Here is a 14,960-nt window from a genome sequence, read left to right on the forward strand (position 1 = left end):
TTCAGAACCTCTTCGATAGAAGGAGCATGACCATGCAAACGCAGCCTTTAGAGACCGACGTCGAGATTACCTCGGCGCTCACGGTAGAAGAGCTTGAGCAAGTAAAAGCGAAAGGCTTCAAGACGGTTATTTGTAACTGCAAGCCTGGAGAAAGCGCTGAGTTTACGGGTGAAGACGCCTACCGCCGAAAAGCAGCAGACATTGGCCTTCAGTGGGTGCACATTCCTGTCGCACCCGGTGACTATAGCCACGCGGATATTGCCACCTTTGCTAAGGCGTTACAGCAACTTCCCCGGCCTATTTTGGCTTTCTGTCGCACCGGTAAGCGGGCTACCCATCTATGGGCCTACGCTAAGCGTCAAACGGAGCAGTGCGACCTGGCTGAACTATTTGACGCTGCAAAAGCAGCAGGCTTCGATTTGGAAGAGCACCGACAAGGGCTCGAAGATCAACAAATCTAACAGTGCGACGACATTAGTCGTGATTAAGCTATATCAGCAGGCGAGTACGTCACATGAGCATTGAGCGTTGGGTGCCACTGTTCGGCTGGCTACGCAGCTATAACCGGAAGCTACTCTCTCGGGATGCTCTGGCCGCGATAATTGTTACGCTAATGCTGGTGCCGCAGGCGCTGGCCTACGCTCTTTTGGCGGGGCTACCGCCGGAAATGGGCCTCTATGCCAGCATGCTACCACTGGTTCTGTATGCCATTTTTGGTACCAGCGCTAGCTTAGCGGTGGGGCCTGTCGCGGTAGCGGCACTCATGACCGCTTCAGCGCTGAGTAATTTTGCTTCTCCTGGCAGCCCGGAATACATTGGGGCAGCGTTGGTGTTGGCGGCGCTTTCAGGTCTGATATTGATCGCCATGGGTTTGCTGCGGCTGGGATTTTTAGTTAATTTCTTGAGCCATCCGGTAATTTCGGGATTTATAACGGCTTCGGGCATACTGATTGCGATTAGCCAGCTTAGACATATCCTCGGCGTAGAAGCATCTGGCCATAACGTCATTGACCTTATAGTGGCGCTACTGAGCCAGTGGCAGCAGGTCAATATAACGACACTGCTGATCGGACTAGGAGTGTGGAGCTTTCTGCTAATGTGCCGCAAGCGGTTAAATACGTGGCTGACGGCTATCGGCGTTTCTGCCAGCATTGCCGGGCTCATCGTGAAAGCCGCTCCGATCTCGGCGGTGATTGTCACCACATTTCTGGCCTGGGGGCTAAACCTTGGCCAACGTGGAGTAGCATTAGTTGGTGCGGTACCCAGCGGCCTACCTGCCCTTGCACTGCCCAACCTGGATCAATCGCTATGGCTTAGCCTATTACCCGCAGCACTGCTGATTAGCCTGGTGGGCTTTGTGGAATCGGTATCGGTGGCGCAAACACTGGCTGCCAAGCGTCGCCAGCGTATAGATCCTAATCAAGAGTTAATGGCACTAGGCATGGCTAATCTGGGCGCTGGCGTCAGCGGCGGTTCTCCGGTGTCTGGCGGATTTTCCCGCTCGGTAGTCAACTTTGAAGCAGGCGCGGCAACACCGCTAGCCGGCGCATTCACGGCGCTGGGCATTATGCTTTCCGCACTACTGCTAACCGACCTACTGGCATTCTTACCCACAGCGACCCTGGCAGCTACCATTATTGTGGCGGTCGGCACGCTGATTGACCTACCGGCGGTGAAACGTACTTGGCAATACTCCCGTAGCGATGGCTTGGCCATGGTGGCCACCCTACTGCTCACTCTGCTGCACAGCGTGGAGCTAGGCATTATAAGCGGCGTAGTGCTCTCGCTTGGGCTGCATCTATACCGTACCAGCCAGCCCCACAGCGCGGTGATTGGCCGCGTGCCGGGCACCGAGCACTTTCGTAACGTCAAGCGCCATCAGGTCGAAACCGATGAGAACGTTGCGATGCTGCGCATCGATGAAAGCCTATACTTCGCCAATGCCCGTTATTTGGAAGATACCGTCATGGCCTTGGCCGCCCGTTCACCTTCGCTTAAGAATATTGTGCTGACTTGCCAAGCAGTTAACGTGATTGACGCGTCTGCGCTCGAAAGCTTAGAGGCGATCAACGCGCGGTTAAACGATGCCGGTGCCAAGCTGCATCTAGCGGAAGTAAAAGGGCCAGTGATGGATCGGTTACAGCACACTGACTTTTGCCGTGAGCTAACCGGGCAAGTGTTTTTTACGACTTTTGATGCTTGGCAGGCACTGGCCCATCCCGCCGAAGCCAACTCACCACTCTTGCCAACACAACGAGAGGAGACAACGTCATGCAACAGCGACACGCCAAGATAGCCATTATTGGTGCAGGTAGCGCTGGCCTTAGCGCGTGGCACGCCGCACGCAAGCATACCGACGAGGTAGTATTAATAGAAGCAGGAACCTATGGCACGACCTGCGCCCGAGTGGGTTGCATGCCCTCTAAGCTACTCATCGCCGCTGCCAATGCAGCACACAACGCGCGCAAAGCGGAGATGTTTGGTGTCACTGCCAATCAGGTAGTAATTGATGGCGAAGCTGTTATGGCAAGAGTCAAACATGAGCGCGATCGCTTCGTTAGTAATGTACTGAAATCGATGAAAACGATTCCTGAATCCAACCTGCTAAGTGGCCACGCGCGTTTTATTGACCCACATACATTGGTCATAGATGAGCATACCCGGCTCACCGCCGAGGCCATCATCATTGCCACGGGTTCGCGGCCCACATGGCCAACGCTGCTAGAAGGCGCTGGCGACCGGTTAATCATTAATGATGACGTGTTCAACTGGGAAACGTTGCCTGCATCAGTCGCGGTGATCGGCCCTGGCGTTATTGGCATGGAGCTTGGTCAAGCGCTTAGCCGATTAGGTGTGAGAACTCGAACGTTTGGCGTGGGGGGGGCGATTGGGCCTTTTCAATCTGAAAAACTCCGCCAACTGGCGGACGAGACATTCAATCGCGAGCTGTATCTGGATCCTGATGCCAATCTCGACAAGATTGAACATACCGATAACGCCGTTGCCATTACGTTTTTCGAACGTGATCGGGGACAAAAACTCACCGAAACATTCGAGTATGTCCTGGCCGCAACCGGGCGTCGGCCCAACGTGGAGCAGCTAGCCATCGAGCAGGCCGGACTCAGGCTGAATAAACACGGCGTACCTGAATTTAATCGCTTTACTCTGCAATGCCTAAGTACACAAAACAAACCAAGCCATATTTTTATCGCAGGTGATGCAAATCAGTCGGTACCGCTACTGCACGAAGCCATCACAGAAGGCAAAATCGCAGGACGAAACGCCGCTCATTTGGATGATGTGCAAGTGGGTCAGCGTAACGTCCCCCTGGCGATTGTATTTACCGAACCCCAGATGGCCATTGTGGGTGAGAGTCGCGCTACGTTAGACACTCGTTATGGCGGCTGTGGCTGCATAGCTGAAGGCGGAGTTTCCTTTGCTGATCAAGGCCGTGCACTGGTCATGGGGGAAAATAAAGGTTATTTCGAGCTATATGCGGAGCACGGCAGCGGACAGTTTTTAGGCGCGGAGCTATTCGGGCCCCAGGTTGAGCACATAGCCCATTTGCTTGCCTGGGCACTGGAGCAAAAGCTAACCGTCAGCCAAATGCTCGCTATGCCCTTTTACCATCCGGTACTTGAAGAGGGTTTAAGGTCAGGGTTGCGCGATTTACAGGCAAATCTTCAACAAGGGCCTGCCATTACTGAGCACTGTATGGAGTGTGGCCCAGGCGATTAAGGAAATAACTAACCTCCCCCCCTAATCAGCCTCATTCATCTAGGCGGCCAAGTCCTGCGTCTGCTTGCGGGGCTTTATTACACTAGGATAGCAATGTTAAGCGGCTAACCGCAGCGCAAAGCCAATAAGCAGCGTTCCAAACACCCATCGCTGAAATATTTGCCGTTTGTGCTGGCTGGCAAACCAGCGTTGCATCTGCGCTCCCAGGCAAGCATATAGCACATCATAGAGCAGCCCCACACCCACTAGCACCGCCCCCAGTAAAGTGAACTGAAGTGCGACGGCACCTTGCTGGGCATGTATAAATTGGGGCAGTAACACCGAACAAAAAAGCAGCGATTTCGGGTTCAGCAAATTAGTCAGAAGCCCTCGACGCCAAGCTAGATAATAGCTGCCATTGAGTGATGCTTGGTGATGACTACTATCGGAGCTATGCCGACTACGGATAAGTTGCACACCTACCCAAACCAGGTAAGCTGCGCCCAAGTAACGAACCACATCAAATAGCCATGGGGCAGCGGTAAATAGCGCCGCTAGACCCAACCCTGCTAATGCCACATGCAGCCCTCGGGATATGCCTAGACCTAGCGCTGTGGCTAGACCATGACCACGCCCCTGAGAGCTACTGGTATGCAACACAAGTAACATATCGGGACCAGGAATTAGGTAAACAATGGCTAACGCACTAATAAAAAGACCCATTTCCATCGCTGCTTCCTTAAGGTCACAAATAGTGTCTTCGCAAGCGCTATGGTACCTTTAAAGAGATGAGCGTTTTCTTGTCATTTTAACTTTAAAAATGATATTTATTGGTATCTTGTGTCAATTTTTAATAGGAAAATAATCACTCATGCCAATTGGTCAGTTAGACGCTATCGACCGCCGCATTCTTGCATTGCTCCAAGGTGATGCCCGTTTAACGAATGTGGAGCTCGCGGAGAAAGTAAACTTGTCGCCATCTCCCTGTTTACGCCGAGTGCGACGCTTGGAAGCTAGCGGTATTATCCGTGGTTACCATGCTGAGCTTGATCGGCGAGGGGTCGGGCTTGAGCTAACGGTGTTTGTGGGTATCAAGGTTGAACGTCACCATGAAGAGCAGGCTAATGCCTTCCGTGAGGCAGTGGTCAAACTGCCAGAAGTCGTCACTGCGCACTTAGTCTCTGGGGAGTCTGATTTTTTACTACAGGTGGTGGTACCTAGTTTGGCGGCTTATGAGGCGTTTCTAACGGGGACACTGCTTCGTCTACCTGGGGTGAGTGATATTCGCAGTAACTTTGCTATCCAGCCGGTGAAAGAGTACGGCACCTTACCATTAGCTAACAACAATAAGACCTAGTTGTGAAACTTGTTGATAGTGGCGCGCTCGTTTGATGCAATTTAACGCTAACCCCACGAATACCCATATAAAAAAGGTGATTAGCGCCACCGGTAGCCACATACAGCCAGCCTGCAGAGACGCTTGATTTGGCTACTGTGCGCCAGTAACGCCTTTAGGTCTCCGAGTTGTCATCTTGTTGTAATTTTTCTCCTTCTGAATCCACCCAGCCTAACTGTTTTCTCCGATGCCTAGGCAATAGGGCAATGCTTGTCCTTGACATTGAGAAAAAAGACTCCCTGATAGTGACGTCATTTCACGACCACGAAAAATCATATGGGCTTGATATGGATCAAGCTGCGGCCATATGCCTCGTGTTTTTAAGCAGAAAGAGGGCTATCCTCAAACGATGACATTTAAGTTATTACGTTAGAGGAAATAGTTATGAAGAGTCCTTTAGTGCCACTGGCTACCGCCATTGGAATCACGATGGCCTTAGGAGCCACACCCTCTATTGCAGACGAAGTCGAGGCCTACCGAGAAACAACATTAGGTCTCTATGTCACGGCCATTGAGGCTCATGACCTCATGCAAGATAACGATCGTGCTGTACTCATCGACGTACGCGACCCCATTGAGATCAAGTTTACTGGCTTCGCCGAGCCCACCGATATCCATGTGCCCTGGGTGCTAGCCGAGCGCGATAATTTCGATGAAGAAGCGAAGACTTGGCCAATGGTCAAAAACGCTGACTTCGAAGAGCAAGTAAGAGCAAAAATAGACGCTCTAGGCGTAAACAAAGAAGATCCGATCATTGTCATGTGTCGCTCCGGAGCCACCCGCAGCGCTCCCGCTGCCGATGTGATCGCCGAGATGGGATACAGCGAAGTCTATTCCATGACCGACGGTTTCGAGGGTGAAAAGCTCAAGGAGGGTAATTCCCAGGGCGTAAGAGCGCAGGATGGCTGGCGCAATTCGGGCCTTCCATGGAGCTATGACATTAACCCTGATGTGGCATGGCGCCCTGCCCACTAAGATTCCGATATATGGGCCACTGCTTAATAAGCAGCAGGGCCAAGATAGTGATCAAACCCAACGAGGTGAACGCATGACTACAACACATAAGACCAGCAATACGATCTTGGTACTGGCCGCTGCTACCGCTGCTTTCGGTTTCTCAAGTCTCTCAATGGCTGATAGCCAAGGTAGCAACGGAACTGAAGATCAGGCCTTAGTTATCCTTACTAGCGATTCACTGCAGACCCAAGGCATGGCCATGATTCTATCCAACGCAATGCAGCAGCAAGGCACCCACCTGCATATACTGCTTTGTGATGCTGCTGGTGATTTGGCCGTCGGAGGATACGCAAGTGCTGACGCTATCAACACGCCACCGAGCAACCCGGCAGGCCAAGTCAAGCCGGAAGGCATGCTTAATATGCTTTTAGAGAGTGGCGCAACCGTGGATGTGTGTGCCATTTACCTGCCCAACAGCGAAAACGAAGAAGACGACCTTCTTGAAGGCGTGGGTGTGGCGGCACCTGGCCCCATAGCGGAAATGATGCGCGACCCGTCCATTCCTGTTTACAGTTTTTGAGCACCCAAACTGAAATTAAGGAGTCAATTATGAGTCGCAACGTCGGTGGTATAGATAAAATCTTACGCATCCTGATTGGGATTGCACTGATCGTACTGGCCCTAACAGGCACTATCGGGGTGTGGGGCTGGATCGGCGTATTGCCGCTGGCCACCGGGCTATTTAACTTCTGCCCAGCTTATAAATTAATAGGCTTCAATACCTGCAAAACTAAATAGTGCCTATTAAGCAAACAAGACCATAGAAATAGCGCTTGCCAAGTTTATTAGAGCAAGCGCTTTTTTATATATGTGCGCTAAAAATTACCCGTGTCGCCATTAAATTATTTAATGCTAAATGAAACTCCGCATACAGAACAATCACTTAGCCATTTAACATTAAGGGAACATTAAGAAACGCACCCTAACCCATTGACATGTATCAATTTTTACCTTTAACAAAAGGCGTAACCTAAGCTTATTCCGACCATTCGCCCATGCGAATGCCGTTTAATTCGCCAAGGAGGCGCTATGGACGCAATACGCCGTTCGCTCTTGGGTCAAATGGCACGTTTAAGCGCCGGCGCGGCGCTGATACCGTTTTCAAGCCTTGCCCAAGCTGGCATCAATCAGCAACCTGCCCGCCGTGAAGGCGATCCCACTAAACGCTACGGCATGCTTGTCGATTTACGCCAGTGCATCGGCTGCCAAGCCTGTACGGTGTCGTGTCATATCGAAAACGCTGCACCGCTGGGCCAATTCCGTACCACGGTTTCCCAGTATGAAGTACAGCACCAGGAAAGCGGCGAATTAGCTACCTTTATGCTGCCACGGCTGTGTAACCACTGCGAAAACCCGCCCTGCGTCCCGGTCTGCCCCGTTGAAGCCACCTACCAGCAGCAAGATGGCATTGTGGTGGTCGATAGCGACCGCTGCGTGGGGTGTGCCTATTGCGTCAACGCCTGCCCCTACGATGCTCGATTTATTAATCAGCGCACTCAAACCGCCGACAAGTGCACCTTCTGCGCCCATCGTCTAGAAGCCGGATTGCTACCTGCCTGTGTAGAGAGCTGCGTAGGCGGTGCCCGTGTTATTGGCAATATGCGCGATCCGCAAAGCCAGATCAGCCGGATGATTAGCGAACACAGTGATGCGCTGATGGTGCTACAACCAGAAAAAAATACCCTTCCGCAGGTGTTCTACCTAGGCATGGACGAGCGTTTCACCACGCGCCCCACGGCGGAACCCGTTGCGCTGGAAGTACTCGACCCTCACGGTCAGGAGATGGGCTATGAATTCCACCATTGAGCTACTGGCACCGCGCTACGACATCGCCTGGTACCCCTGGGCGGTGCAGTACTTTTTTATGATTGCGGTTTCCTACGCCAGCCTGTGGCTAGCCGCCCCAGCACTGGTACTGGGCAAAAAAGCCTGGCTTCCTACCGCGCGACTGGCGCTAATCTCCTGCGTTAGCACTACGCTGGTAGCGCCCGTTGCGCTACTCGCGGATTTGCACCAGCCGCTGCGGTTCTGGCACTTCTACGCGTACGCCAATAGCCACTCGTGGATGTCGATTGGCAGCGTTGTTCTACCGCTTTATTTGATTAGCGTGCTTGGCCTTGCTTGGCTGGCATGGCGGCCCGCGCTGCAGGCGCAGCGCAGCACACCAGGACTCAGCGGCATGATAGCTACTTGGCTTTCACTGGGCAGTGGCATAACGCCACGAGCACTGGTCGCCGTGGTAGGCCTGGCTGCGCTGGGGCTTTCCAGCGGCATTATGCTTTACACCGGTGCCGAGCTTGCAGTCGTAAAAGCCCGCCCGCTTTGGAACACCGTATGGCTACCGCCTATGCTGGCGACCACTGGGTTTATCGCTGCCTCCGGGCTGGTATTAGTGCTGAACCGGGTGAGTGGGCTTTGTTCGCAAACTACTATACGACAGATGCTATATGTGCTGCTAGTGACCTGCGCGCTAGCAGGCTTGATTGCGATTAGCTGGTTTTTGGATGGCGTGAATGCCCACGTAGGCTCAGTCGCCGCCGCATTGGACTCCGTGAGCAATAGCGACTCGTGGCGCAATACCGCTCTATGGGGAGGGATTACCGGCTTAGCGCTATTTGCCGCCGTGTTGTTGTTATTGACTCGCCCTACCCTCCGCCAGCCAGGAGTACGTGGCGCCCCAACCTCTAGCCAACCTGCGCTGTTTGCCTGGGCATGGCTGCTAGGACTCGTAGCCATACACATGGGCTGGATGTTCCGCTGGGTGGTGCTGATGGATGTTCAGCATGTGGCGCGCAATAGTGCCGGCTTTCATCATTACGGTATTCCCGCGGGCTCTTCCGGTATTTTAGGCATTGTTGGCACCTTCGGCCTCTGGCTCGCCGCTATTCTACTGATTGAACTGTTTATTCCCTGGCGGCAGGCACAACAGGGCGGCCTTATAGCAACGCCAACTCACGCTACCCAAGATGCTTCTACTCATCCTCTAGCCACGAAAAAAGGAGCGTCTAGCCATGTCTAAGTCTGCTCAAGACCCGTCACGCCGCCGTTTTCTAAAGGGCGCTGCCGCCGCTGGCGGTGCCGCCACCTTTGCCGTAGGTTATGCCGACCCACTGGCCAAAATGGCCAAGGGCATTACCGGTAGCGCGGGCGAAAAACCCCACCACAACATTCATGGCAACTCGCTAACCCCAGAATACCGCGTCGATTTAGACACTGGCGAACTTACGCTAACCCCCGACCAGCGGGTCGCCTTCACTATTTGCTATGGCTGCACCACACAGTGCGGCGTGCGAGTAAGGGTCGATGACACCCGCGGAGAAGTGCTGCGGGTATCAGGCAATCCCTACCACCCGCTGTCCGCCGACGACCATTTACCCATGCATACACCGGTGGCGGATGCACTGCGCAGTGTTAGCGCCTATGGTGAACAGGGTCAGATAAACCGCTCCACCGCCTGCGCCCGCGGCAACGCTATGATGAGCCAAATTACTAATCCTTTCCGTGTCGACCATTGTTTAAAACGAGTAGGCAAGCGTGGCAGCCGTCAATGGCAGAAAATCTCCTTTGAGCAGCTCATTGAAGAAATCTGCGAAGGCGGCGACCTGTTTAACGAAGGCCACGTTGATGGACTGCGCGATATTCGCGATCACGACACACTGATCGACCCTGACAACCCTGAATATGGCCCCAAAGCCAACCAATTAATGGTGATGGAAGCCACTGACTATGGGCGCTCAGATCTACTCAAGCGCTTTACCCTAAATGCCTTTGCTACTCGCAATTACGGTCACCATGGCGCTTACTGCGGGTTGGCTTTCCGCATGGGATCTGGCGCGGTGATGAACAATATTGTCACCAACGCCCACGTTAAGCCGGATATCCAAAACGCACGGTTCATCATGTATATCGGCTGTGCGCCCAGCCAAGCGGGCAACCCGTTTAAGCGCCAAGGCCGCTTGATTGCCCAAGCACGTGCAGCCGGTACACTGGAGTACGTGGTGGTGGATCCAGCGCTCAATGCTGCCACCTCCCACGCAGCTGACAACAACCGCTGGGTGCCTATTCGTCCTGGGACAGACAGCGCTTTTGCCATGGCAATCATTCAGTGGCTACTCGACAACCAGGGCTATGCTAGCGACTTCCTAGCCCTGCCCGGCAAAGCCGCCGCCGATGCAGCGGGCGAAACCACCCACTCCAACGCCACTCATTTGGTAATTGACACTTATGAACACAAGCGCAGAGGTTATTTTCTTCGCGCCAGCGACCTGGGCCTAGCGGAAGCGGGTAGCGATGCTGACTCGCCGGTGGTAGTGGCCAATGGCGAACTCGCGCTAAGCGAAGAGGTGATGACCGCCGAGCTGTTTGCCGAACGCCCGGTTGAGCTTGCCGATGGCACCATCGTGACCGTCAAAAGCAGCCTGACGTTGCTAAGCGAATCTGCCCACGAGTACGACCTAGACACCTACGCAGAACATTGTGGCATTCCAAGGGCGACAATTATTGAATTGGCCAGCCGCTATGCCAGCCATGGCAGGAAAGCCGCTGTTAATTGTCACGGCGGCATGATGTCGGGTAACGGTTTCTACGCCGCGTTTAGCGTGCAAATGCTGAACCTACTGGCGGGCAACTACAACATGAAGGGTGGCAGCGCCGTGGGCGGCGGCACTTACAGCGGTACCGGCGAGGGCCCACGCTACGACTTAGCCAACTTTCCTGGCAAGCGCGCGCCCCAGGGAGTTTTCCTATCCCGCTCGCGCTTCCCCTACGAAAAGTCTTCCGAGTATCAGCGCAAAGTCGCCGCAGGCGAAAACCCTTACCCAGCTAGAGCGCCGTGGCGCTCGCTGGCGCCGCCGACGCTCACAGAGCACCTACCCTCGGCACTAGATGGCTATCCTTATCCCATCAAAGCAGTGATTGGCTGTATGGCTAACCCGATTTACGGTCAGGCTGGCCTAAAAGGCGTCATTGTCGATAAGCTGAAAGATCCCAAACGACTGGGACTCTTTGTTGCCGTGGATGGCTTCATCAACGAAACCAACCGCTACGCCGACTACATCGTCCCTGATTCTGTGATGTACGAGGTGTGGGGCTTTACGGGCGCCTGGAAAGGCACCCTAGGCAAGCTGACCACCGCCTGCTGGCCGGTGGTGGAGCCGCGCCAGCAAAAAACCGCCGAGGGCGAGCCGGTGTCAATGGACAGCTTCTTTATTGCCGTGGCCAAACGCCTTGGCCTGCCCGGCTTTGGAGACAACGCAATTCCCGATGCCCAGGGAAATCTGCACCCGCTCAATCGCGCTGAGGATTATTATCTGCGGGCCGCAGCCAATATCGCTTTTCAAGAAGAGCAACTGCCAGAAGCCGACGACGCCGATATTGCTCATGGAGGTATCGCCCCGCTGCTGCCCAAACTTGAACGAACACTTAAATCCGACGAGCGAAACAGGGTGGCGTACCTTTATGCACGGGGCGGGCGCTTTGAAAATGCCAGCGAACACTTTGTCGGCGAGCATTTAAAAAACCAGTGGAAGAAAACGCTGTGTGTTTACAACGAATCGGTCGGCACCAGCATTGATACCACTAACGGCCTGCCCAATAGCGGCGTGCCCTGCCATAAACTGCCCCAGTTGGCGAACAAGCAGCCCATGCGCGAGGTGTTTTCGGAGCAAGAGTGGCCTCTGTTGGCGTTCTCGTTCAAATCCAACCTGATGAACTCTTACGCTATCGGCAGTGAGCGGCTGCGTATGATCAAGCCTTACAACCCGATACAGATGCACCGCCAAGACGCAGAACGCTTTGGTATCCAGCACGGCGATACCATTCGCATACAAAGCCCGGGCGGAAGCGTTGTGGGGTTGGCGTTAGTCAGTGAAAGCGTAATACCTGGCGCCCTGGGCATTGAGCACGGCTATGGCCACAAGGATTTAGGTGCCACGCCACATGTCATCGATGGTATATCCCAGCCGGACATGCCCTGGATGCGAGCAGGTATCAATATTAATGACCTAGGCTTTCAAGACCCCACACGGAAAGTAGATGGCACTTGGCTTGAGCCCATCAGCGGGGCCAGCGTACGCCAAGGTTTGCCGGTAAGGGTTAGTCGAGTTTAGCTGATAATCGTTTTTCAGAGCTGATGGATCATTCGGTGGCCGTCTTCACTAGCGAGTTAATGGCACCGCTGATGTTGATCCTAGGCTAACAGCCCCGTATTGGTGCGCTGCTGGTTGCCTTCAACATGCTTGTGACTATTGCACTAGAGAATAGCCATGAACTGATGGCGCTTGGCAGCAACGGCGGTTGGTCACTGGAACTGCAGGGCTTCTCCCGTTAACCGCTGTTGCCGTTATTTTCGTTAGCCCAGGCCGCTATAAGCTGAAGAACTGACATCAGGAGCCGGTAATCGCCCGGCTACCGTTGCCTCTGTACACCATCACCCGGTTTCGGCCAGCTTTTTTTGCGGCATAGAGAGCCTCATCAGCCCGGCCTATGAGTTCTACAGGGCGACTGCCGGTAGCCGGGGTCATCGTAGCAACACCGACACTGACTGACAGGTTCATCGGGCTGTCGCGACCCACCACATGAATCGGCGTTTCTGCGACCGAAACACGCAGACGTTCTGCCATACTGACAGCCCCGTCTTCCAGTGTGGCGGGCAGTAATACGCTGAATTCCTCACCGCCGTATCGCGCCAGCAAATCCCCTGATCGCTGTATTTCATCGGCACAGACCTGAGCAACGCTGACCAGGCAATCATCCCCTGCCAGGTGCCCAAGATCATCGTTGACCTGCTTGAAATGATCAATATCTAGCATTACCAGACTGACCGGTTGCCCCTGTCGAAGTGCGCGATTCCACTCGGTTTCCAGTTTTTCATCAAACCGGCGTCGGTTGGCTACCTTGGTCAGGCCATCAGTTATTGTGACCGCTTTGAGCAGCTCATTAGCCTGCTCTAGCTCTTGCGTGCGTGCCTGAACCCGTGCCTCAAGGGTCTGGTTAGCCTGGCGCTCTATGTCCAGGGCATAGCGCTGGGCCTTGATTCGGTACTGACGTTCAAGATTGATGCGATAGGCCAGAGCAAACGACAACAGAACGACCTCCAGCGTTGCGCCGATCTGTGGCGCCATCACGGTCAGGGTGTTGGTGGGAATCAGGCCGATCTTACTGATGGCAAATACCAGTTGCCCCAACAGCAGCGGCGTCCATGCCAGAAAATAGTACTTGGCAAGCACCTGCCCCCGGTACCAGACAACCAGCCCTATCACCCATCCCAGCGCAGTAGCAACAGCAACCAGCACACTGACGAGGATAGTGGCAGTTTGATAATTACCGAACAGGCCATAGATAAAACAGCCAACGCTGATCAGCACGAGTATTTGCAGTAATCGGTGAGCGACAGGACTGTATCGTCGCACTTCCAAAAAACTCAGCGTAAACATGGCGGCAAAGAGAGCGTTGGCGGAGATTATCAACGGCGCGAAATACCGGTTGATAATCGGCAAATCGGGCCACAACCACTGGAATACTAGACCACTGAAGTTGAGCAATACCAGAGTTGAGGCAATAACGGTGAGAACATACCAGAGGTAGGCCAGATCCCGGACCAACATGAAAATGAACAGGTTGTACAGTGCCATCGCGACCATGACGCCCAGATACAGTGCATGCCAACCGTAATTCAGTTGCTCAGACGCCAGGAAGTTCAACTCGGTGGTTACATGTACGGGAATCTGCACAGCACCCTCGCTCTGCACACGCACGTACGCCGTGGCTGGCTCAGTACCAGAGGGCACCGGGAAGACAAAATTACGGTGATATATGGGGCGGGAAGTGAACATCCAGCGGTTACCGGTGACGTAACGCGCCACTTCCTGGCCACCGACGAACCAGTAGACCCGGACGTCGCCCAGTAGGGGATAACCGATTTCCAGCAACTGCCTGCCCGGTTCCGCCGGCACCTCGACTCGGAGCCAGAAATTGTTGCTGCTGAACCCGAAGTTCAGGGTTTCATCACTGGCCTTTGGCGTCCAGTGCGATTCAGGCAGGGCCCGGATTTCCTCGGTGCCCATCTCCGGTTCCGACGCTTCGAACCATTCAACAACGGCATCCTGGGCAAACACCGGGACAGGCGCCAGCAAAAGCACCAGCAGCAGTAACCGCAAGAATTGGCAGGCAACAGAAGTATCACTGTTAGTGCCACCGCCCCTGTATGTGATAGCAAAACTGGACACGGAAATGTTCGATACTTCCGTATTCAAGAGTCTCATATAGCTATTTTAGGTCGGTGGGTACACATGGATATTTCTCCTCAAGACTATCTATCAACTCGGGCTTCACTGGCATGAACTCCGAATCACTACAATTCTGCTTTAGGGCTCTCGCGAGGTTCTTTATATCTTACATTTGGGTATGCCTAATCACGTGCACAGCGGTAACTTTCGCAGGAGGCCATCCGGCGAGATCCGTAGCGAATTAGTGCACTTTGTTATGTTCCTTACTTCTGCAAGCGAAAGTTAGAGCGACTGCCACTAGGAATGCCGCCGCGAGCTTAACATACAGGCGGGCCACATCGACTGTGCCAAATGCAGTGCTACGGCACCCCCTAAGCTATGACTTTTTAAACCATTAATCTAAATTAAACCATATATTCGAAATTTGCGCGCCTGTTGCATTCCCAAGAAGGACCGCTTTGGGTCGAGGCTGTGTGAAAACGCGAGGAGAGTCTCGATCCGGCCAAAAAGTTATCAAAGATGGCCTCTCTCGCTAATTTTGAGTCATATCCATTGCAAAACTTCCCCAGGTTTCGCGTATGGGCGCCATCTTCTGGACAGCTAAT

12 protein-coding genes are annotated in these 14,960 nt (G+C 53.8%); 10 read left to right on the forward strand and 2 right to left on the reverse strand.

All coding sequences use genetic code 11. The features are described from left to right. The first annotated feature begins 32 nt into the window (after positions 1-32). From CPH17_RS10775 to CPH17_RS10785, 3 genes are read left to right on the forward strand one after another with little or no spacing between them, the layout of a single operon-like run. The gene (locus CPH17_RS10775) at positions 33-461 is read left to right on the forward strand and encodes a TIGR01244 family sulfur transferase (RefSeq protein ID WP_096299446.1); all 429 of its coding nucleotides are present in this window, start codon (positions 33-35) and stop codon (positions 459-461) included. A 53-nt stretch (positions 462-514) separates the two neighbouring features. Beyond that, positions 515-2,296: a SulP family inorganic anion transporter gene (locus CPH17_RS10780; RefSeq protein ID WP_096299448.1), complete on the forward strand. Its 1,782-nt coding sequence runs from the start codon at positions 515-517 to the stop codon at positions 2,294-2,296. Next, complete coding sequence (locus CPH17_RS10785) at positions 2,272-3,738, forward strand: dihydrolipoyl dehydrogenase (protein WP_096299450.1); 1,467 nt, start codon at positions 2,272-2,274, stop codon at positions 3,736-3,738. Before CPH17_RS10780 ends, CPH17_RS10785 begins: the two co-directional genes overlap by 25 nt. Positions 3,739-3,834: 96 nt before the next feature. Here the strand turns inward: CPH17_RS10785 and CPH17_RS10790 are convergent, their stop codons facing one another. Further along, positions 3,835-4,446 (reverse strand): LysE family translocator, encoded by a 612-nt coding sequence (locus CPH17_RS10790; RefSeq protein ID WP_096299452.1) that lies wholly within the window; start codon positions 4,444-4,446, stop codon positions 3,835-3,837. A 142-nt stretch (positions 4,447-4,588) separates the two neighbouring features. Between CPH17_RS10790 and CPH17_RS10795 the strand changes: the two genes are divergently transcribed. The 7 genes from CPH17_RS10795 (at position 4,589) to CPH17_RS10825 (ending at position 12,237) form a co-directional block, all read left to right on the forward strand. Beyond that, complete coding sequence (locus CPH17_RS10795; RefSeq protein ID WP_035558070.1) at positions 4,589-5,074, forward strand: Lrp/AsnC family transcriptional regulator; 486 nt, start codon at positions 4,589-4,591, stop codon at positions 5,072-5,074. Positions 5,075-5,497: 423 nt separating this feature from the next. Further along, the gene (locus CPH17_RS10800; RefSeq protein ID WP_096299454.1) at positions 5,498-6,088 is read left to right on the forward strand and encodes a rhodanese-like domain-containing protein; all 591 of its coding nucleotides are present in this window, start codon (positions 5,498-5,500) and stop codon (positions 6,086-6,088) included. Between the two features lie 154 nt (positions 6,089-6,242). After that, positions 6,243-6,650 carry a hypothetical protein gene (locus tag CPH17_RS10805; protein ID WP_096300938.1) on the forward strand — a complete coding sequence of 136 codons (408 nt, stop codon included), beginning with the start codon at positions 6,243-6,245 and terminating at the stop codon, positions 6,648-6,650. Positions 6,651-6,679: 29 nt separating this feature from the next. Continuing rightward, entirely contained in the window at positions 6,680-6,868 is a 189-nt protein-coding gene (locus tag CPH17_RS10810; RefSeq protein WP_096299456.1) for a YgaP family membrane protein, read from the forward strand. A 291-nt stretch (positions 6,869-7,159) separates the two neighbouring features. Further along, positions 7,160-7,936 (forward strand): sulfate reduction electron transfer complex DsrMKJOP subunit DsrO, encoded by a 777-nt coding sequence (gene dsrO / locus CPH17_RS10815; RefSeq protein WP_096299458.1) that lies wholly within the window; start codon positions 7,160-7,162, stop codon positions 7,934-7,936. After that, on the forward strand, positions 7,920-9,149 hold the full coding sequence (gene nrfD / locus CPH17_RS10820) for an NrfD/PsrC family molybdoenzyme membrane anchor subunit (RefSeq protein ID WP_096299460.1): 1,230 nt from the start codon (positions 7,920-7,922) through the stop codon (positions 9,147-9,149). Before dsrO ends, nrfD begins: the two co-directional genes overlap by 17 nt. Beyond that, a complete protein-coding gene (locus CPH17_RS10825) occupies positions 9,142-12,237 on the forward strand; it encodes a molybdopterin dinucleotide binding domain-containing protein (protein WP_096299462.1) in 3,096 nt (1,031 codons plus the stop codon). The genes nrfD and CPH17_RS10825 overlap by 8 nt, the downstream gene beginning before the upstream one ends. 276 nt (positions 12,238-12,513) lie before the next feature. On the opposite strand, the gene CPH17_RS10835 is transcribed toward CPH17_RS10825, so the two are convergent. Next, positions 12,514-14,355: a sensor domain-containing diguanylate cyclase gene (locus CPH17_RS10835; protein WP_096300939.1), complete on the reverse strand. Its 1,842-nt coding sequence runs from the start codon at positions 14,353-14,355 to the stop codon at positions 12,514-12,516. Between the last annotated feature and the right edge of the window lie 605 nt (positions 14,356-14,960).

This window comes from Halomonas sp. hl-4 (assembly GCF_900215475.1).
Taxonomy (GTDB): domain Bacteria; phylum Pseudomonadota; class Gammaproteobacteria; order Pseudomonadales; family Halomonadaceae; genus Vreelandella.

What these genes read in the sequence shown, in the direction of transcription:
- nrfD (WP_096299460.1), top strand. Translation starts at nt 7,920, where the DNA reads ATGAATTCCACCATTGAGCTACTGGCACCGCGCTACGACATCGCCTGG.
- dsrO (WP_096299458.1), top strand. Translation starts at nt 7,160, where the DNA reads ATGGACGCAATACGCCGTTCGCTCTTGGGTCAAATGGCACGTTTAAGC.
- CPH17_RS10785 (WP_096299450.1), top strand. Translation starts at nt 2,272, where the DNA reads ATGCAACAGCGACACGCCAAGATAGCCATTATTGGTGCAGGTAGCGCT.
- CPH17_RS10780 (WP_096299448.1), top strand. Translation starts at nt 515, where the DNA reads ATGAGCATTGAGCGTTGGGTGCCACTGTTCGGCTGGCTACGCAGCTAT.
- CPH17_RS10790 (WP_096299452.1), bottom strand. Translation starts at nt 4,446, where the DNA reads ATGGAAATGGGTCTTTTTATTAGTGCGTTAGCCATTGTTTACCTAATT.
- CPH17_RS10800 (WP_096299454.1), top strand. Translation starts at nt 5,498, where the DNA reads ATGAAGAGTCCTTTAGTGCCACTGGCTACCGCCATTGGAATCACGATG.
- CPH17_RS10805 (WP_096300938.1), top strand. Translation starts at nt 6,243, where the DNA reads ATGGCTGATAGCCAAGGTAGCAACGGAACTGAAGATCAGGCCTTAGTT.
- CPH17_RS10825 (WP_096299462.1), top strand. Translation starts at nt 9,142, where the DNA reads ATGTCTAAGTCTGCTCAAGACCCGTCACGCCGCCGTTTTCTAAAGGGC.
- CPH17_RS10775 (WP_096299446.1), top strand. Translation starts at nt 33, where the DNA reads ATGCAAACGCAGCCTTTAGAGACCGACGTCGAGATTACCTCGGCGCTC.
- CPH17_RS10795 (WP_035558070.1), top strand. Translation starts at nt 4,589, where the DNA reads ATGCCAATTGGTCAGTTAGACGCTATCGACCGCCGCATTCTTGCATTG.
- CPH17_RS10810 (WP_096299456.1), top strand. Translation starts at nt 6,680, where the DNA reads ATGAGTCGCAACGTCGGTGGTATAGATAAAATCTTACGCATCCTGATT.